General features: G+C 69.5%; 17 protein-coding genes. 11 read left to right on the top strand and 6 right to left on the bottom strand.

All coding sequences use genetic code 11. From position 1 onward, the window contains the following. Nucleotides 1–6: 6 nt before the first annotated feature. From ACQG07_RS07555 to ACQG07_RS07545, 3 genes are all read right to left on the bottom strand, one after another. The gene (locus ACQG07_RS07555) at nt 7–186 is read right to left on the bottom strand and encodes a twin-arginine translocase TatA/TatE family subunit (protein WP_426737927.1); all 180 of its coding nucleotides are present in this window, start codon (nt 184–186) and stop codon (nt 7–9) included. 56 nt (nt 187–242) lie between these two features. Next, the gene (locus ACQG07_RS07550; protein WP_426737926.1) at nt 243–1,226 is read right to left on the bottom strand and encodes an intradiol ring-cleavage dioxygenase; all 984 of its coding nucleotides are present in this window, start codon (nt 1,224–1,226) and stop codon (nt 243–245) included. A 135-nt stretch (nt 1,227–1,361) separates the two neighbouring features. Next, complete coding sequence (locus tag ACQG07_RS07545) at nt 1,362–1,637, bottom strand: hypothetical protein (RefSeq protein ID WP_079706952.1); 276 nt, start codon at nt 1,635–1,637, stop codon at nt 1,362–1,364. 139 nt (nt 1,638–1,776) lie between these two features. Here ACQG07_RS07545 and ACQG07_RS07540 point away from each other — a divergent pair, with 139 nt between their 5' ends. The 8 genes from ACQG07_RS07540 to ACQG07_RS07505 all read left to right on the top strand — a co-directional run bounded on the left by ACQG07_RS07540 (nt 1,777) and on the right by ACQG07_RS07505 (nt 11,354). Beyond that, nucleotides 1,777–3,267, top strand: a complete 1,491-nt coding sequence (locus ACQG07_RS07540; protein WP_426737925.1) for a GH32 C-terminal domain-containing protein — start codon at nt 1,777–1,779, stop codon at nt 3,265–3,267. Nucleotides 3,268–3,356: 89 nt separating this feature from the next. Continuing rightward, nucleotides 3,357–4,718: an ABC transporter substrate-binding protein gene (locus tag ACQG07_RS07535; protein WP_236555520.1), complete on the top strand. Its 1,362-nt coding sequence runs from the start codon at nt 3,357–3,359 to the stop codon at nt 4,716–4,718. 70 nt (nt 4,719–4,788) lie between these two features. Further along, nucleotides 4,789–5,670 carry a carbohydrate ABC transporter permease gene (locus ACQG07_RS07530; protein ID WP_056013507.1) on the top strand — a complete coding sequence of 294 codons (882 nt, stop codon included), beginning with the start codon at nt 4,789–4,791 and terminating at the stop codon, nt 5,668–5,670. Next, nucleotides 5,667–6,581 carry a carbohydrate ABC transporter permease gene (locus ACQG07_RS07525; RefSeq protein WP_192005524.1) on the top strand — a complete coding sequence of 305 codons (915 nt, stop codon included), beginning with the start codon at nt 5,667–5,669 and terminating at the stop codon, nt 6,579–6,581. The genes ACQG07_RS07530 and ACQG07_RS07525 overlap by 4 nt, the downstream gene beginning before the upstream one ends. Next, nucleotides 6,578–7,618, top strand: coding sequence for a LacI family DNA-binding transcriptional regulator (locus tag ACQG07_RS07520; RefSeq protein WP_285026038.1), 1,041 nt, complete (start codon nt 6,578–6,580; stop codon nt 7,616–7,618). The genes ACQG07_RS07525 and ACQG07_RS07520 overlap by 4 nt, the downstream gene beginning before the upstream one ends. Before the next feature lie 10 nt (nt 7,619–7,628). Further along, nucleotides 7,629–9,071: a glycoside hydrolase family 32 protein gene (locus ACQG07_RS07515; protein ID WP_426737924.1), complete on the top strand. Its 1,443-nt coding sequence runs from the start codon at nt 7,629–7,631 to the stop codon at nt 9,069–9,071. Nucleotides 9,072–9,153: 82 nt separating this feature from the next. Then, entirely contained in the window at nt 9,154–10,731 is a 1,578-nt protein-coding gene (locus tag ACQG07_RS07510) for a glycoside hydrolase family 32 protein (RefSeq protein WP_426737923.1), read from the top strand. Between the two features lie 35 nt (nt 10,732–10,766). Continuing rightward, nucleotides 10,767–11,354, top strand: coding sequence for a DUF1349 domain-containing protein (locus ACQG07_RS07505; protein ID WP_426737922.1), 588 nt, complete (start codon nt 10,767–10,769; stop codon nt 11,352–11,354). Here the strand turns inward: ACQG07_RS07505 and ACQG07_RS07500 are convergent. Continuing rightward, nucleotides 11,308–12,315: a helix-turn-helix transcriptional regulator gene (locus tag ACQG07_RS07500; protein WP_426737921.1), complete on the bottom strand. Its 1,008-nt coding sequence runs from the start codon at nt 12,313–12,315 to the stop codon at nt 11,308–11,310. The genes ACQG07_RS07505 and ACQG07_RS07500 overlap by 47 nt on opposite strands. A gap of 98 nt (nt 12,316–12,413) precedes the next feature. On the opposite strand from ACQG07_RS07500, the gene ACQG07_RS07495 reads away from it, so the two are divergent. Beyond that, nucleotides 12,414–12,872, top strand: coding sequence for a VOC family protein (locus ACQG07_RS07495; protein WP_426737920.1), 459 nt, complete (start codon nt 12,414–12,416; stop codon nt 12,870–12,872). An 89-nt stretch (nt 12,873–12,961) separates the two neighbouring features. Here the strand turns inward: ACQG07_RS07495 and ACQG07_RS07490 are convergent, their stop codons facing one another. Next, entirely contained in the window at nt 12,962–13,552 is a 591-nt protein-coding gene (locus ACQG07_RS07490; protein ID WP_426737919.1) for a DUF805 domain-containing protein, read from the bottom strand. A 435-nt stretch (nt 13,553–13,987) separates the two neighbouring features. Between ACQG07_RS07490 and ACQG07_RS07485 the strand changes: the two genes are divergently transcribed. Further along, nucleotides 13,988–15,259 carry a DUF222 domain-containing protein gene (locus ACQG07_RS07485; protein ID WP_426737918.1) on the top strand — a complete coding sequence of 424 codons (1,272 nt, stop codon included), beginning with the start codon at nt 13,988–13,990 and terminating at the stop codon, nt 15,257–15,259. A gap of 439 nt (nt 15,260–15,698) precedes the next feature. Next, nucleotides 15,699–17,042, top strand: coding sequence for a BNR-4 repeat-containing protein (locus tag ACQG07_RS07480; protein WP_426737917.1), 1,344 nt, complete (start codon nt 15,699–15,701; stop codon nt 17,040–17,042). Between the two features lie 7 nt (nt 17,043–17,049). On the opposite strand, the gene ACQG07_RS07475 is transcribed toward ACQG07_RS07480, so the two are convergent. Next, nucleotides 17,050–17,361 carry a GNAT family N-acetyltransferase gene (locus ACQG07_RS07475; RefSeq protein ID WP_426737916.1) on the bottom strand — a complete coding sequence of 104 codons (312 nt, stop codon included), beginning with the start codon at nt 17,359–17,361 and terminating at the stop codon, nt 17,050–17,052. Nucleotides 17,362–17,406 lie beyond the last annotated feature (45 nt).

The raw sequence follows: 17,406 nt of genomic DNA, 5'->3' as shown, positions 1-17,406 counted from the left end.
CGATGATCAGGCGGCAGGGGTGTCGGCGCGGGTGTCTGCGTCGGCCGCCACCTCGTCCTTCAGGATGCGCGCCGACTGCCCGACGCTGCGGGCGAGGCTGGGGAGTTTCGCCGCGCCGAAGAACAGCAGGATGACGGCGAGGACGATGAGGGCGTGCCAGCCGGTGAGGTTCTGGAGGAATCCCATGACGGGTCCTTTCGGGTCGATGCTGGTCAGGACAGAGGTGCGTGGAGGCGCCGCGGTCAGCGCCCGCTCGGCGGCGTTCCTCCGCCGCCCCCAGCTCCGCCGCCGCCGGACGGCGCGGCACCGGCGGTCGGCGTCGTCGTGGTGTCCACCCGGACGGTGAGCGCCACCTGATAGCCGGAGGTCGCGTCGCCCGTCACCGTCGCGAGCTGCAGGGCACCGCCGTCGTCGCCGAAGACGTTGTCGTCGTCGAGACTCACCCGGGCGAGGTTCGCGCTCGAGCCGTCGTAGCCGGACAGCGCGTAGACGGTGTCGCACGCCGCCTGCGGGAGGGCGACCTGGGAGGTCGCGATCGCGTTCGCGGAGTCGGAGATGTCGTTCACCGTGGGGTACACCTCGAAGTGGATGTGCGGCCACCGGCCCGAGTAGCAGGCCGGGAAGATCGAGGTGTACGAGACGGTCCCCGAGCTGTCGGCGACCTGGACGCCGCGGAGGTAGGTCTCGTCCTCGATCCCGTCGGAGTACATCGAGTAGCCGCCCGACGCGTCGCAGTGCCAGACGTACACGGCGACGTCGGCGAACGGGGCGTCACCGTTCGCCATGTCGAGGATGGTGAGCGAGAGGGCCATGGGGACCCCGCTCGCGGTGGTCCCGGACCCGATGCTCGACCGGATGTCGCTGCGGACGATGCCGGACTCCTCGAGCACGTCGGCTCCGTTCGAGCCGTCGCCCGGGTAGGGGCCCGCGGTCTCGTCGGGGATCTCGCCCGATGGGAGGTCGCCGGTCGCGGTCGCGGTGCTCGTGCCGGAACTCGCGGCGCCGGTGCTCGTGCTGCTGCTACCGGACGCCCCGGTGGAGCAGGCGGCGAGCGCGACGGCCCCGACCCCTGCACCCACGAGGCTCAGCACCGTGCGTCGGCTGACGAGGGTTCCGAGGTCGAACGCGACGCCCTGGTCGACGACCTCCTCGTCGGCCCGGTCGAGCAGGCGGCCCTCGTAGGCCGGGCCGTCCGGGGTGGTCTCGGGTGTCGGGATCCTGCTCATGGTGCGCCTCGCCTTCGTCTGCGATCGGTGGTCTCGATCGGTCGTGAGACGAGCATCGGCGTGCCGGCCATGGGCTTCCTCTGAGCCGTCCATACGTCGTCGATGGGTCTGCTGGGCGGTTGCCGAGCCCGTGGATCAGCGCGGGGTGGCCTTGAGTCCGTTGGGCGGTCCGTCGCGGTCGGAGGTGGTGCGCGGCACGTCGTACCGGACGAGCGCGTCGGCGCGTTCCAGGCTCGGCTGCACGCTCATCAACACCCGCTTGAGCGGATCGATGTCCCAGGCGATGACGAAGTAGGCGTCGGCACCGCCCCGATCCCGGCGCCGTTCGATGACCGCCTTCGGGATCACCGGGTCGTTCCGCATCACGAGCCACGTGTCGTGGTCGAGGCGGATCGGACGCGGGCGGGTCATGTGTCGAACATACGTTCGAATGTCGCGTGAGGCAAGTCGACGATCGAGCTGCTTAATTTTGCTTAACCGCTTGACCACCTTCTCGGCATCCCGCTACGGTAACTGCGTAACCGATTAACCACTCACTGCAGAGGACGTCATGAACCAACGAGGGTTCCACCAGCCGAACGGCGCATGGGTCGGAGACGTCATCCCCTGGCAGGAGGACGGTGTCTTCCACCTCCTCTACCTGCACGAGTCGCGTCGCGTGCCCAAGATCGGCATGCCGTGGCATCGCGTGACCACCCGGAACCTCGTCGACTTCGACGACCTCGGCGAGGCACTGGCGTCGGGCGGACCGTCCGCGCCGGACTTCAACGTCTACACGGGAAGCGTCGTCCTGGGCCCCGACGGGGTCCACCACGTCTTCTACACGGGACAACACCCGGAGCGCCGCGGTGCCGACGGTCTGGCGCTGCAACTCGTCATGCACGCCGTCAGCACCGACGGCATGCGCACCTGGGAGCGCCGGGAGGCCGACACCTTCGGCGCCACCGCAGGGTATGAGACCGCCGACTGGCGGGATCCCTTCGTCTTCTGGGACGAGGACGCGGCCGTCTGGCGGATGCTCATCACCGCCCGACACGCACACGGCCCGGAACGGCGTCGCGGCATCATCGCCCAATGCATCTCCACGGACCTCTCGACCTGGGAACCCGTCGAGCCGTTCTGGGACCCACGCCGCTACATCGCACACGAGTGCCCCGAGGTCTTCCAGTGGGGCGACTGGTGGTACCTCGTGTACTCCGAGTTCAGTGAGTCGTTCACGACGCGCTACCGGATGTCGCGCACCCTGCACGGCCCCTGGATCGTCCCCGAGCACGACACGCTCGACGGACGCGCCTACTACGCGGCGAAGTCCGCCGCCCGCGACGGACGCCGGTTCTTCTTCGGCTGGATCGCCTCGCGTGAGGGAGCCCACGACGCCGGCGCCTGGCAGTGGGCCGGCACCATGTCGGTCCTCGAAGCGGAGCAGCGTGCCGACGGCACCCTCGCCTTCCATCCGCCCACCGAACTCCGCGACACCTTCGCGCCCGTCGACGAGCCGACGGACGCCGTCATCGCCCCGGGCACGGTCCTGAGCGCCCCCGACGGGTACGCCGACGCCCTGTCGGCCGCGGACGCACCGAGTTCCTTCCGACTGGTCGCCCGGTTCGACATCGCCCCCGGCACGACCGAGTGCGGCGTCCTCCTCCGGGCGAGCGACGACGGCGACGAGGGCTACGTCCTGCGCCTGGAGCCGAAGCGCGACCGCCTCGTGTTCGACCGCTGGCCCCGCTCCAGCACCGGCACGGAACAGTGGCAGATCTCGGGCGACGTCCCGTTCGTCGTCGAACTCGAACGCCCCTGCCACCTCGCCCCCGGCTTGCACGAGCTCGAGGTGATCGTCGACGGCGACCTCTGCGTCGCGACCGTCGACGACGCGGTCGTCCTCAGCACGCGCCTCTACGACCGACCGAGCGGTCGCATCGGCGTCTTCGTCGGTGAAGGGACCGTCACCGTCGAGGCGTGCACGCTCCTGGAACGCGACGGCGGCGACTCCGACGACGACCCCACCTCACACCGACTCCTCACCAGCACCACGTCCTGATCCCGACACCACGCTCCGCCCTGCTGCACCACCACCCGCACACCCGCACACCCGCACCCACCTGTGATCGATCAACGGAGATTCCGACCATGCCAACCACCGCACGCCCCCGCACCATGCGCCCCACCCGCAACACCGCCTTCGTGGCGCTCGTCGCCGCTGCAGCGCTCGCCCTCTCCGGCTGCGCTGGCGGATCGAGTGCCACGGATCCGACCGACGTCGACCCGAAGGGCGACATCGTCCCCCGCGAGATCTCGTGGCTGCTCTCCCGCCCGGCCGACGGCGGGGTGATCACCGCCATGGAGCAGATCGCCGACGAGTACGCGAAGGACCACCCCGGCTTCTCGCTGAACCTCATCACGACGCCCGACCGCCCGTCCTACATCCAGAAGTACGAGACCCTCGCGGCCGCGAACAAGCTCCCCGAGCTCTTCGACACCGACGCGACCCCGTTCGCGCAGAAGCTCGCGAAGCAGGGCCGGATGGTCGACGTCGACCTGCTCCTCGAGGACCTCGGGCTCGCCGACTCCTACCGCGAGGCGGCGCTCAACTACCAGCGGTTCGACGACGGTTCGCTGTACATGGTGCCGTTCGAGTTCCAGCTGGAATTCTTCTGGTACAACCGCTCCCTGCTCGAGGACGCCGGTGTCACCGTCCCGGCCACGCTCGACGACTTCCCCGCCATGTGCAAGGCGCTCCGCGCCAAGGGCGTCACCCCGATCGCACTCGACGGTCAGGACCAGTGGCCGCTCGAGCGCTACATGGCCTACTACCCGTTCCGGATGGCGGGTCCCGAGTACATCCAGGACCTGAAGGCCGGGAAGGCCTCCTTCTCAGACCCGGCAGGAAAGGCCGCGGCCGAATGGCTGTATGACCTCGGGCAGGCCGGCTGCTTCCAGGAGGGCTTCTCCTCGACCGGTTACGCGGACGCGCAGGCGCTCTTCACCTCGGGGAAGGCCGCGGTCTACAACATCGGCACCTGGGAGCTCTCGAACCTCGCGACGGATGCGCTCGACCCCGGCGTCCGTGACGCGGTCGGCACTTTCACGCTGCCGACCATCGACGGTGCCGTCACCGCCGACAACGAGTACGTCACCCCCTCCGGCATCGGCATGGCGGTGAACGCGAAGACGTACGACCCGCTCGTGCGCGACTTCCTCGCGTTCGCCCTCGAGCGCTACCCGGAGCTCTACGCGGCGACTGGCGCGCTGTCGCCGACGACCTCCGCGCAGACCACCGTCCCCGCGAACGCGACCGAGCTGTACGCGAGCTCTGTGGCGCAGGCCGACGGCGTCGGACCGGCGATCGCGATGCCCTGGGACACCCAGCTCGATCCGGCCACGAACACCCGACTCCAGCAGGAGCTGACCCTGCTCGTGCAGGGCGACATCACGCCGGACGAGTTCATCACGACGATGGATGCGGCCCTCACGGAGAACGTCGATGACTGAGCTCACCCAGAGCGCGGTGGGCGCGGCATCCGCCCGCCCACCGCGGCGGCGGAAGCCGATGTCCACCTCGATGCTGCCCCGCCGGTCGACCCTGTCGGTGCTCGTGTTCCTCGTGCCGCCGCTCGTCCTCTACGGTGTCGCGGTGCTCCTGCCGATCGTGCAGTCGCTGTTCCTCAGCCTCTTCTCGTGGGACGGCATCACGGACATGGCGTTCGTCGGACTCGACAACTACGTGAAGATGCTCACCCGGGACGACGTGTTCTGGACCTCCTTCGGCAACGCCCTCGGCTACCTCGCGATCTGTCTGGTGCTCCAGCTCGGCGGCGCGCTCCTCGTCGCCGGGCTGCTCACGGCCCTCCCCCGGGCCCGCGAGCTCGTCAAGACGCTGTACCTCCTGCCGGCCGTCATCTCCACGGTCGCGATCGCCATCCTGTTCCAGCGGCTGTACGCGCTCGAACCGGTCGGGCTGATCAACCAGCTGCTCGCGTGGGTCGGCCTCGGCGACCTCCAGACGGCCTGGCTGTCGAACGTGCAGACCGTCCTCGCGGCCGTGTCGATCCCGGAGGGCTGGCGGTTCACCGGCCTGTACATGCTCATCATCTACGCCGCCCTCATGGCCGTGCCCCGCGACCTAGAGGAGGCCGCCCGGCTGGACGGCGCCTCCTGGTGGCAGATCTTCTGGCGGATCCGCTTCCCGTACATCCGGCCGGTGTGGATCACGACGACGGTCATGGCGACGACCTTCGCCCTCCGTGGCTTCGACATCCCGTACCTGCTGACGAACGGCGGGCCCGGTCAGTCGTCCGAGCTGTTGACCACGTACATGTACAAGACGGCGTTCGTCCACACTGACTACGGCTACGCCAGCGCGATCTCCATGTTCATCGTCGTCGAGTGTCTCGTCGCCGTCGGCCTCATCTTCCTGCTGCTCCGACGGAAGGACAAGTCATGACCGCCACCCTCCCCGCCCGGCCGACCGAACACGTCGCGCCCCCGGCGGCGCCGGCACCGAAGCGGAAACCCCGGCACACCCCGCGCGTGCGGGTGCAGCGGACGATCCTCACCGTGACCGTCGTCGCGATCGTGCTCGTCCAGGTCTACCCGCTCGTCTGGTTGCTGCTCACGAGCTTCCGGACGGCGGCGGACTTCGCCGGTGGCAACCCCTTCGCGCTGCCGTCCGAGTGGACGCTCGAGAACTACGCGCGGGCGTTCTCGACCGGCAACCTCGGGCTGAACATCGTCAACAGCCTGATCGTCACCCTCGGGTCGAGTGCCCTGATCGTCATCGCCGGCATGATGGCGGCGTACGCGCTCCAGGTCCTCGGGTTCCGGTTCAGCGGGCTCGTCCGCGGCCTGTTCCTCCTCGGCATCATCGTGCCCGTGCAGATCGCGCTCGTCCCGCTGTTCATCGACTACTCGCAGGTCGGCCTGCTCGACACCCACCTGTCGATGATCATCCCGCTGGCGGCGTTCGCCCTGCCGATGGCGGTGTACCTGTTCTCCTCGTTCTACGAGTACATCCCGCGGGAGATGTACGAGGCCGCGTCGCTCGACGGGGCGGGCCCGTACCGGATCTTCGGCCAGATCACGTTCCCGCTCTCGGTCAACACGATCATCACGGTCGTGCTCGTCAACAGCATCTTCATCTGGAACGACTTCATCTTCGCGAACACCTTCGTGCTCTCGGACGGATTGAAGACCATCCCGCTCGGCCTGCAGAACTACATCGGGGCGATGGGGAACACTGATTGGACGGCGACGTTCGCCGCCGTCTGCGTCACGGTCACACCGCTGCTGCTGGTGTTCCTCGTGTTGAACAAAGCGATGATCAGCGGCCTCGAGAGCGGAGCGACCAAGGGATGAGCAGCACCGACCAGCCGAAGCCCGGCGCGGACCACCCGAAGAACACCTCGGGCATCACGATGCGCGACGTCGCGAAGGCCGCCGGCGTCTCCGTGGCGACCGTCTCGCACGTCGTCAACGACAAGCCGGGGTCGCGGATCGGCGAGGACGCGAAACGTCGGGTGCACGAGGCGGTGGCGGAGCTCGGCTACCGGCCGAACGCCCTCGCGAAGACGCTGTCCCAGGGGCACTCCCGGTTCATCGGCCTCGTCGCCGACGCGATCGCGACGACCCCGTTCGCCGGCCAGATCATCCACGGCGCCCAGGACGAGGCGTGGCGCCACGGCTACGTCCTGCTCGTCGCCAACACCGACGGCAACACGGCCGCCGAGGAGGAGGCGATCGCGATGATGCTCGAGCACCAGGTCCGCGGGATCCTCTACTCGACCTGGTTCCACCACGAGATCACCGTGCCGGAGGCGCTCCTCCAGACCGACACCGTGCTCGTCGACTGCTACGCCGCCGGCAGCGGGCTCCCGGCCGTCGTCCCCGACGAGGAGCAGGGCGGGCGGACCGCGACCGAGGCGCTGCTCGCGGCCGGTCACCGACGGATCGCGTTCGTCAACACGACGACCCCCTCACCGGCACAGACCGGCCGGCTCGCCGGGTACCGATCGGCGTTGCAGGCGGCGGGGGTGGCGTTCGACGACGCCCTCGTGTTCCCGGCCTCACCAGAGCAGGAGGGCGGGTACGCGGCGACCGCCGAGGTCGTCGACTCGGGCGCCACCGCGGTGTTCTGCCACAACGACCGTGTCGCGATGGGCCTCTATGACGGCCTGCGCGAGCGCGGACTGCGGATCCCCGACGACATGGCCGTCATGGGGTTCGACAACCAGGACGTCATCGCCGCCCACCTCCGGCCACCGCTGTCGACGGTCGCCCTCCCCCACTACGAGCTCGGGGCGGCCGGTGTCCGTCGGCTGCTCGGTCTCGACGCCGCGCTGCCCGCCGGGCCGCAGCTCATCGCCTGCCCGGCCGTCCCGCGGCACTCCGTCTGAGGGCGCGACCGTGCACGACGAACAGCACGCCCTTCCACGGCCCGGCTTCCACCTGACGCCCGAGCGGAACTGGATGAACGACCCGAACGGCTTGGTCTTCCACCGCGGGCGGTGGCACGCCTTCTTCCAGTACAACCCGGAGGGTGGCGACTGGGGCAACATGAGCTGGGGTCACGCGTCGAGCGTCGACCTGCAGCACTGGGACGAGCATCCGGTCGCCCTGCGGTACAGCGCCGAGGAGCAGGTGTATTCGGGTTCCGTGGTCGCCGCGGGTCCCGACGGACGCCTCACGGCGTACTACACGAGCGTGTCCACCGACGGTCGGCAGGCGCAGTCCCGGGCGACCAGTGATGACGACGGGCTCACCTGGCAGCGCGACCCGGAGAACCCGATCCTCGACCGCGGCTCGCACGCGTTCCGCGACCCGAAGATCATCCGGTATGAGGACGCCGCGGGCTTCCGTTGGATCATGCTGACGGTGGAAGCCGTGGAGCGTCAGGTCCTCGTGTACTCCTCCACCGACCTCCGAACCTGGGAGCACGTCAGCACCGTCGGTCCGTTCGGTCCCACCGGCGTCGTGTGGGAGTGCCCCGACCTCATCCCGCTCGCGGTCGACGGCCGCCCGGACGAGCTCCGGTGGGTCCTGCTCCTCAGCACCAACCCGATCGGCGACGCGCAGGACCCGGACGGATCGTCCATGAGCTATCTCGTCGGCGACTTCGACGGCACGGCGTTCACGCCTGAGCGGGCCGAGCTGCAGCGGCTCGACCACGGTCGGGACTTCTACGCAGCGGTCGGGTTCGACGGCGCTCCGGACGGCGAAGCGGTGATTCTCGGCTGGATGGGCAATTGGCGCTACGCAGCCGACCTCCCCGCCTCGCCGTGGCGGGGCGCGATGTCGCTCCCCAGACGCCTCTCCCTCACCACGGTCGACGGCCAGCCGCGACTCGTGCAGGAGCCGCCGGCCTTCGTCCGGGAACGACTCGCCGCGATCGAACCGACGACCGTCGTCCTGTCCTCGGACGCCATCGACCTGGCGCTCGACGGCGACGGCGTGGTCGAGTTGCGCTGGGATCCGTCGATCACCGGTGAGCTGCGGCTCCGACTGACGGCCGACACCGACGGAGCGGTCCTCATCGTCCACGACCCGGCGGCGGCCTCACTCTCCGTCGCCCGGTCGGGCGGTGCCATGGAGACGGTGCACCCCGACTTTGCCTCCACGAGCATCGTCCCGCTCGCCGGCGACCGTCCAGCGCGGCTCGTCCTCAGCCTCGACGGCCCGCTGCTCGAGCTGTTCGTCGACGGCGGTCTCGCCACCGTCTCCGACCTCGTCCTCCTCGGGAGCGGACGACCGACGCTGACCCTCGCGAGCGAACGCGCCAGTCCCGTCTCGGTCGCCGTCGCCGTCCTCGACCGGGTGCCGGACACCGACCAGGCGCACGCGCTCGCCTGAGCAGTCCTCCACCGCACGATCCAGCCCCATCCCCGCCACGGGTGCGTTCGGCGCGCCCGCGGCACCGACGAAAGGAACAGCAATGACGCACGACCTCTCCCGCCGGACCGTCCTCCAGGGCGCCGGCCTCGGGGCGCTCGCCCTGTTCGCGACTGCCGGCACACCCCTCGCCGCACAGGCGCAGACCACCGCCCAGGCGCAGGCCTCCCGCAGATCGGTGTTCCACATGACGCCGCCGTCGGGGTGGCTCTGCGACCCGCAACGACCGGTGTTCACGAACGGCGCGTACCAGCTGTACTACCTGCACTCCGGCCAGAACAACGGCCCGGGCGGTTGGGATCACGCGACGACGACCGACGGCGTCGCCTTCACCCACCACGGGACCGTCATGCCGCTGCAACCGGACTTCCCGGTGTGGTCGGGATCCGCCGTCGTCGATACCGCGAACACCGCCGGTTTCGGGGCGGGCGCGGTCATCGCCCTCGCGACGCAGCCCACGGACGGCGTCCGGAAGTACCAGGAGCAGTACCTCTACTGGTCGACGGACGGGGGCTTCACGTTCACGATGCTCCCCGACCCGGTGATCGTGAACACAGACGGACGTGCGGCCCAGACCACGGCGGAGATCGAGAACGCCGAGTGGTTCCGGGACCCGAAGGTCCACTGGGACGCGGCCAGGAACGAATGGGTGTGCGTCATCGGCCGGGCGCGCTACGCGGCCTTCTACACCTCGCCCGACCTCACGACATGGCAGTTGCAGCACAACTTCGACTTCCCGAACCACGACCTCGGCGGCATCGAGTGCCCGGACCTGTTCCAGATGCGAGCGGGTGACGGCAGCTGGCACTGGGTACTGGGCGCCAGCATGGACGCCTACTCGATCGGCCTGCCGATGACCTACGCCTACTGGACGGGCACCTGGGACGGGACGCGGTTCACGGCCGACGACCTCACCCCGCAGTGGTTGGACTGGGGCTGGGACTGGTACGCCGCCGTCACCTGGCCGAAGGCGGAGTCGCCCGACGACCGCCGGCTCGCGATCGCCTGGATGAACAACTGGAAGTACGCGGCCCGCGACGTCCCCACCGACGCCTCGGACGGCTACAACGGCCAGAACTCCGTCGTCCGGGAGCTGCGACTCGAGGCGCAATCCGGTGGTCGGTACAGCCTGCTCAGCTCACCCGTGGACGCCCTCGCCGGGTATGCGACCTCGACCGTCTCCCTCCCGGACCAGACGGTCACCGGGAGCGCCGTCCTGCCCTGGAGCGGCCGGGCGTGCGAGATCGAGCTCGACCTCACTTGGGACACCGCGTCCAACGTCGGTCTCTCCGTCGGGCGCTCGGCGGACGGCTCCCGCCACACCAACATCGGGAAGGCCGGGGCCGAGCTCTACGTCGACCGCTCACCGTCCGACCTGGCCGGCTTCTCGCTGCAGCCGTACACGCGGGCCGCAGCGCCGATCGATGCCGCTGCGCGCTCGGTCCACCTGCGGGTCTTCGTCGACACGCAGAGCGTCGAGGTCTTCGTCGACGCCGGTCACACCGTCGTCTCGCAGCAGGTGCACTTCGCCGAGGGCGACACGGGGATCTCGCTCTACACCGATGGCGGCCCACTGACCGCCTCGGGGATCACGATCCGCGAGTTCGGCACGGCGATCTGAGGCGAGCGCCCGCATCCATGCGTCAGGATGGACGGATGGATCTCCAGAGCCTCGCCGAACACGGACGTTGGACGACAGCCCCTGCGGCGGTGACGACGGAACCGGACGGTTCCCTGCTCGTCACCGCCGTCGAGGGCAGTGACGCCTGGCGGCACACCTCCTACGGGTTCGTCCACGACACGGAGCATGCGCTGATCGCGCCGATGCAGCGACGGGCGGCGATCGAGGTGTCGTTCGTCCTCGACGGCTCCGAGCAGTTCGATCAGGCCGGTGTGTTCCTCCGCGCCTCCGAATCGACGTGGATCAAGGCCGGGGTCGAGGTGTCCGACGGGGTCGCCCAGCTCGGCGCGGTCGTCACGCACGGCACCTCCGACTGGTCGGTGTCACCGGTCCCCGACTGGCTCGGACGAACGGTGACCGTGCGCGCGAGCCGCGACGGCGACGCCGTCACCGTGCGCGCCCGGGTGGACGACGAGGACTGGCGACTGGTCCGCGTCGCCCACCTCGACCCGGAGGCCGACGTCGAGGCGGGACTCTTCTGCGCGGCCCCGACGCGCGCCGGTCTCACGGTCCGGTTCACCGCCGTCCGTCTCGGTCCGCCTGACGACGCGCTCCACGGCTGACGGTCCGCGCGGTCGCGGCATTTCGCTCCGCGAGCTGCGCGAACGCGGTGACGAGCTCGGGCGGCTCGAGGACGTCGATGTCGGAGTCGAAGCGGTTCAGGGAGGCGGCGAGCGCCACCCACGACCACGCGCCGGCGGTGTAGCGCGTGCGGTCCGGGCCGAGGGGCTCGGCGGTGCCGTCGCCCACGAACGGTCGGACCGCCTCGAACGGCAGGTGGAGCACGACGGTGCCGACACAGGGCCAGGCGTCGGTCTGCTCGGATCCCTTGAACCTCGCCGCCCCGAACGCCTGCACGTCTCCACCTGGCACCTCGCGCGGACGGAACCGCGGTCCGGTCGGCGTCCTCGGCACGATGCGGTCGGCGCGGAAGATCCGCCAGTCGTCGCGGTCGAGGTCCCAGGCCACGAGGTACCAGCGCCCCTGGGAGGTGACCAGGTGGTGTGGCTCGACACGGCGGGGAGGTTCCGGATCGTCGTCGGATCGCCCGAACCGGAGCACCTCCCGCGCGCGGATGGCCGCCGACAGCGCGAGGAGGACCGGGACGGCCACCTGGGGTGTCGGTCCGTCGCCTGAGCGGGGCACCGAGATGACGTCGAGGGCGTCGAGTCGATGCCGCAGCCGCGACGGCAGGACCTGTCTCACGGTCGTCAGTGCTCGGAGTGCGGGCTCCTCGAACCCGGATCCCGCGACGGCGGCGGTCTGGAGGGCGATGGTGAGCGCGACGATCTGCTCGTCATCGAAGAGCAGCGGCGGGAGTTCGCTCCCGGCGTCGAGGTGGTACCCGCCGTCCGGCCCCATCGTGGCCTCGATGCGATACCCCATCTCGCGGAGCCGGTCGACGTCGCGTCGGATCGTGCGGTGACTGATGTCCAGCCGTTCGGCGAGCAGGGCACCCGGCCAGTCGCGCCGCGCCTGCAGGAGCGAGAGCAACTGCAGGAGTCGGGAGGTCGGTGAGGCCATGGTGCGAGCGTAGTCCGAGTGCAGGACACGATCTGTCCTAGACGCTTGGGACAGTGGTACTCGACCGGGAGGAGCCCGGCACGACTCGAGGAGCACACATGAGCATCACGACCACGACCCACCTCAACTTCCAGGGCGACGCCCGCGCTGCGCTGGAGTTCTACCAGTCCGTCTTCGGCGGGCGGACGACGACCGCGAGCTACAGCGACGTCGGGATGCCGAAGGACGCCCCGGGTGCCGACCTGGTCGTCTTCGGTCAGGTCGAATCCGAGGACGGCTTCCGGGTGATGGCGTACGACAGCCCCGGAGCTCCGGCGGCGTCACTGATCGGCACTGGAACGACCCGCCGCGAGCACGGGACGACGGTCACCGAGCAGTCCTGTTTCGTCGCGGTGCGTGGCGAGACGCTCGCGGAGGTCGAGGTGTTCTGGAACCGACTCGTCGTCGGAGGTTCGATCGTCGAGGAGCTCGCAGCGTCCGCCTGGAGCCCCGGCTTCGGCATGGTGACGGACCGGTTCGGCGTCACGTGGGTGCTCGACGTCGCGGCGACCGGCTGAGGCGTTCGCGCACGTCCTGCGAGACGGAGAACGGGCCGGTGCGGACGAATTGCGTCCGCACCGGCCCGTTCCGGTCGTCAGGTTGCGACTCAGCGCACCGTGTCGAACCGCTGACCCTCGGGCTTCGAGGGCAGGAGGAAGAGGACGAACAGGATGAGGCCACCGATCGAGGGGATGAGCGAGAGGAAGTAGAACGGGCCGGGGAAGTTGGCGTCGTGCAGGCGGCGCCAGGCGAGGGCCAGGTTCGGGACGATGGTCGCCAGTCCGATGAGGCAGAGGAGCACGAAGCCCGTCAGGATCAGCGGAGCAGCCTCGGGGATCTCGAGGATGCCGGGCTGGGTGTAGTACGTCCGTGCGACCGGGCTGCTGTCGAACACGACGGCCTCGCGCTGCGCGGCAGCCGACGTCGCGCCGATCAGGAAGCCCGTGAAGAAGAGGATGTTCGGGATGAGCGCGACGAGGAAGACGAACAGCGTGGCCCACCAGTACTCGCTCCGCGAGGCGCGGCCCGTGAAGGTCGCGTACTTACGGAGGTAGCGCTTGATGGCCTGCGGGAAGGTCGCCCCGTAGAGCGGAAGCGTCAGATCCTCCGGGGAGGCGGCGCCGCGGATCGGAGCGGGCGCGTACGGCTGCCCGTACGTCGGCGTCGCAGGGTATTCAGGGGTGGTGTTGGAACTCATGGTGTCTTTCGATCGAGGTACACGGTACTGAGATCCTGGCATAACACATGACCACTCAAGAACAACTTGCGCGACCGACCGACTTCGGGCATGCTCCGCGGCATTTCGATGATCTCTCCGCCGACCCCTGAGTGGCCCCTCCGATCACTGAGCACTCCCCTCTGGCGCCCGAGCAACCCCCGCCGGTCCCTGAGCCTGTCGAAGGGCAAACGAGGAACCTCCCGCTCCGGCGACCCTCTCCCGGTCCCTGAGCAACCTCCTTCGGTCCCTGAGCTTGTCGAAGGGCACATGAGGAACCTCCTGCTCCGGTGACCCTCTCCCGGTCCCCGAGCAACCCCCTCCGGTCCCTGAGCTTGTCGAAGGGCACATGAGGAACTTCCCCAACCAGCCTGACTCGGCATCTGGAATGTCAGTGGTCCATGATGGAGTTGTTCCATGACCGAGACCACCCTCACCGCGATCCGCGTCGGCGACGAGTACGCCGCGCAGCTGGCGGAGTTCTCGGACGAGTGGGCGGAGCTCCACCGGCAACAGGCCGTCTTGGACGCACGCAAGGCGCGCCTCCTCGCCCGCTCCGCCGCCTACGCGGACGCCTTCGCGGACGCCACGGTCCCGGCCATCTTCCCGCCGGCCGAGCGTCAGGCCCTCTCCCGACGATCCACCTGCGCGGCCCTCGCGATGGCGACCCGGACGCCCGAGCGGACCGTCCAGCGTGCGACGAACGACGCCGAGCGTCTCGTGAACGAGGCACCGGCGGTGCTGGCGTCGCTCGAGGCCGGCCGGATCTCGGCCTGGCATGCGCAGGTGATCACCGACCAACTCGGCGACGTCCCGACCGCAGGCCGGGCAGCGTTCCTCGACCAGGTCCTTCCAGAGGCGGAGCGCATGACGGCCGCAGGACTCAAGAGCCGCGCCCGCGTCCTGCGCGAGCGCCTCCACCCGGAATCCATCACCACCCGCGCTGTCCGCTCCGAGGCAGACCGCCGCGTCGAGTTCGAACCTGCGGCTGACGGCATGGCGTGGGTGCACCTGTTCACCACGGCGCAGATCGCCCAGGGGCTCGTCGAGCGGGTCGAAGCAGCCGCGGCGGAGTCGCGCGCTACAGGCGACACCCGCACGTGCGCGCAGCTGCAAGCGGACGCCCTGGCAGCCCTCGCCCTCACCGGCGTCACGCCCGAGGACGTGATGTCGAGCCCGGTGCTTCCGCATCCGATCGAGGTGCAGGAGCACATCAAGCCGACGGTGCAGATCACGGTGCCGGCGCTCAGCATGGCGGGCGTGAGCGATGCCCCGGCGATGCTCGACGGGTACGGCCCGATCGACCCCGAGACCGCGGCTCGCATCGCGGTGAACGCACCAAGCTTCACCAGGATCCTCGTCCAGCCGGAAACCGGCGCCGTCCTCTCCGTCGGGCGGAATCAATACCGGGTCCCGGCCGACCTGCAACGCGCGGTCCGCTTGCGGGACGGCACCTGTCGCGCACCAGGCTGCGGCAGGCGAGCCCGGGCCTGCGACCTCGACCACTCGGTCGCATGGGAAGACGGCGGAACGACGGATGTCGGGAACCTCGCCTGTCTCTGCCGACATCACCACCGGATGAAGCACCTCCCTGGATGGAACCTCGACCACGGACCCGGCGGGGTCCTCGACTGGACGACACCCGACGGCAAACACCACCGCACGGAACCGGATCCAGCACCGTTCTGACCCCTTCCGGTCCCTGGGCTGCGCCGCGCTGAGCTTGTCGAAGTGTCGAAGGGTTCCTCGTGGGCACTTCGACAAGCTCAGTGACCGAGAAAGGTGTGCCCGAACCGTTTCGGTCCCTGAGCCTGTCGAAGGGTTCCTCGTGCGCACTTCGACAAGCTCAGTGACCGGGAAAGGTGCGCCCGCAACGACGAGGAGTCCTCGTGGGCACTTCGACAAGCTCAGTGACCGGAAGAGGTTCGCCGGGAGCGATTCGGTCCCTGAGCCTGTCGAAGGGCAGCTGGGTCGTGACACCTCAGTGAGCGGAAGAGGTCCACCCGGGGTGCTCCCGGTACCTCTGCCGGCCAGAGCGCGCTCCGAACCGCTTCACGTCTGGGAAAGCGCTTGCCGAGCGGGCGCTCGCACCGGTAACCTCGTCCGGAACCCCACCCGGAAGGTCGCGATGCTGCGCCGAAACGACACCTCCACCACGCCGATCGTCGTCAACGACAACGCCGCCTGGTGCTGGTTCCAGGACGAGCGCGCGATCGTCGATCCACGGTCGAACCTCCTCGTCGTGGGGTCGATCGCGTCAACGGGCGGCGTCGACGGCGAGCAGCGCGGCGGCAACGTCGAGGTCACCGTCGTCGACCTCAGCACCGGCACCGCCGACGTCGTCGTCCTGCACGAACGCCTCGAGTCCGACGACCACGACGTCCCGGCCCTCTGGCGGCGGCGCGACGGGCGCTGGCTCGCGATGTACACCCGTCACAAGACCGACGACCTCACCCGCTGGCGCATCAGCGAACCACACGACCCACGCCACTGGGGGCCCGAGCACACGTTCGACTGGAGCGCCTACACGGGCGGACTCGGCGTGACCTACTCGAACCTCCACGAACTCGACGGCCGCCTGTACTGCTTCGCCCGCGCCGTCAACGACGACCAGTGCGCGCTGGTGTCGGACGACGACGGCGACACCTGGAACTACGCCGGCAAGCTGTTCACCCGGCCGAAGGTCGGCTACGTCAACGGCTACACGCGCTACGTCTCCTCCCCCGGGCGGATCGACCTCATCACCACCGACCACCACCCGCGCGACTACGACAACAGCATCTACCACGGCTTCCTCGACACCGGCGGGCTCCACCGAACCGACGGTGCCGTCGTCGACCCGCATCCGTTGCGTGGCGACGCACCATCGCAGGTCGAGCTCACCACCCTCGTCGCCGCCGGATCACGAATGCCCGACGGCGGTAGCTGGGCCGGCGACCTGCTCTCCCACTGCTGGACCGTCGACGTGCGACGAGCCCCCGACGGCACCGTGGCCGCCGTCGTCTCCGCCCGCGCCGACGACGGACCAGCGCACCCGGACGAGGCGGCCGAACGACTCCGGCCCGTCCTGGACCACCGGTTCCTGTTCGCCCGCCTGACGCCCGGCGGCTCCTGGCAGATACATCCGCTCGCCCTCGCCGGCCCCGGCCTCCTCCCGCACGAGCAGGACTACACCGGACTCGTGGCGATCGACCCGGACGACCTCGACTCGCTCTACGTCTCGACGCCGATCGATCCACGGAACGACGAACCGCTCGCCCACCACGAGATCTTCCACGGTCGCACCGACGACGACGGGGCGACCTGGGCCTGGACGCCGGTCACGGAACGCTCGGACATCGACAATCTGCGGCCGATCGTCGCGCCCGGCGATCCCTCGACCGTCTCGCTCCTGTGGTTCCGCGGGGACATGGCGAGTTCGCAGGACTACCGCTGCGAGCTCGTCCTCCTCCGGCTGCCACGCACCGGATGACGAGCCGTCACTCGGGCCAGGACACCTCGCCGCTGAAGTCCGGGTGCTTGCGGAGGTAGGCCTGGATGAAGGGGCAGTACGGCACGATCGTCAGTCCTCGCTCGACCGCATCGTCGAGCGCCGCGGCGGCGAGGACGCTGCCGAGCCCCTGCCCACCGAAGTCCGGATCGATCTCGGTGTGGGTGAAGAGGATGCGACCCGGTTCCTCCCGGTACCCGGCGATCCCTGCGACGCGCTCCCCCACGAGGATCTCGTACTCGTGACGCTCGTCGTTGCGGACGACCTGCGGGCCGTCCTCGGGTGTGCCCGATGTCGACATCGGGGCTCCCTTCTGTTCGTCCCCCACTGTACGTCGAGCGATCCG

The sequence above is a fragment of the Plantibacter sp. 2H11-2 genome (assembly GCF_050031945.1).
GTDB lineage: Bacteria > Actinomycetota > Actinomycetes > Actinomycetales > Microbacteriaceae > Plantibacter > Plantibacter auratus.
This window is presented reverse-complemented; position numbering and strand designations above follow the sequence as displayed.

Excerpts from the sequence above, each read along its gene's own strand:
- ACQG07_RS07480 (WP_426737917.1), top strand. The coding sequence starts at position 15,699 with ATGCTGCGCCGAAACGACACCTCCACCACGCCGATCGTCGTCAACGAC.
- ACQG07_RS07505 (WP_426737922.1), top strand. The coding sequence starts at position 10,767 with ATGGATCTCCAGAGCCTCGCCGAACACGGACGTTGGACGACAGCCCCT.
- ACQG07_RS07525 (WP_192005524.1), top strand. The coding sequence starts at position 5,667 with ATGACCGCCACCCTCCCCGCCCGGCCGACCGAACACGTCGCGCCCCCG.
- ACQG07_RS07550 (WP_426737926.1), bottom strand. The coding sequence starts at position 1,226 with ATGAGCAGGATCCCGACACCCGAGACCACCCCGGACGGCCCGGCCTAC.
- ACQG07_RS07485 (WP_426737918.1), top strand. The coding sequence starts at position 13,988 with ATGACCGAGACCACCCTCACCGCGATCCGCGTCGGCGACGAGTACGCC.
- ACQG07_RS07500 (WP_426737921.1), bottom strand. The coding sequence starts at position 12,315 with ATGGCCTCACCGACCTCCCGACTCCTGCAGTTGCTCTCGCTCCTGCAG.
- ACQG07_RS07520 (WP_285026038.1), top strand. The coding sequence starts at position 6,578 with ATGAGCAGCACCGACCAGCCGAAGCCCGGCGCGGACCACCCGAAGAAC.
- ACQG07_RS07555 (WP_426737927.1), bottom strand. The coding sequence starts at position 186 with ATGGGATTCCTCCAGAACCTCACCGGCTGGCACGCCCTCATCGTCCTC.
- ACQG07_RS07535 (WP_236555520.1), top strand. The coding sequence starts at position 3,357 with ATGCCAACCACCGCACGCCCCCGCACCATGCGCCCCACCCGCAACACC.
- ACQG07_RS07475 (WP_426737916.1), bottom strand. The coding sequence starts at position 17,361 with ATGTCGACATCGGGCACACCCGAGGACGGCCCGCAGGTCGTCCGCAAC.
- ACQG07_RS07490 (WP_426737919.1), bottom strand. The coding sequence starts at position 13,552 with ATGAGTTCCAACACCACCCCTGAATACCCTGCGACGCCGACGTACGGG.
- ACQG07_RS07540 (WP_426737925.1), top strand. The coding sequence starts at position 1,777 with ATGAACCAACGAGGGTTCCACCAGCCGAACGGCGCATGGGTCGGAGAC.
- ACQG07_RS07530 (WP_056013507.1), top strand. The coding sequence starts at position 4,789 with ATGCTGCCCCGCCGGTCGACCCTGTCGGTGCTCGTGTTCCTCGTGCCG.
- ACQG07_RS07545 (WP_079706952.1), bottom strand. The coding sequence starts at position 1,637 with ATGACCCGCCCGCGTCCGATCCGCCTCGACCACGACACGTGGCTCGTG.
- ACQG07_RS07495 (WP_426737920.1), top strand. The coding sequence starts at position 12,414 with ATGAGCATCACGACCACGACCCACCTCAACTTCCAGGGCGACGCCCGC.
- ACQG07_RS07510 (WP_426737923.1), top strand. The coding sequence starts at position 9,154 with ATGACGCACGACCTCTCCCGCCGGACCGTCCTCCAGGGCGCCGGCCTC.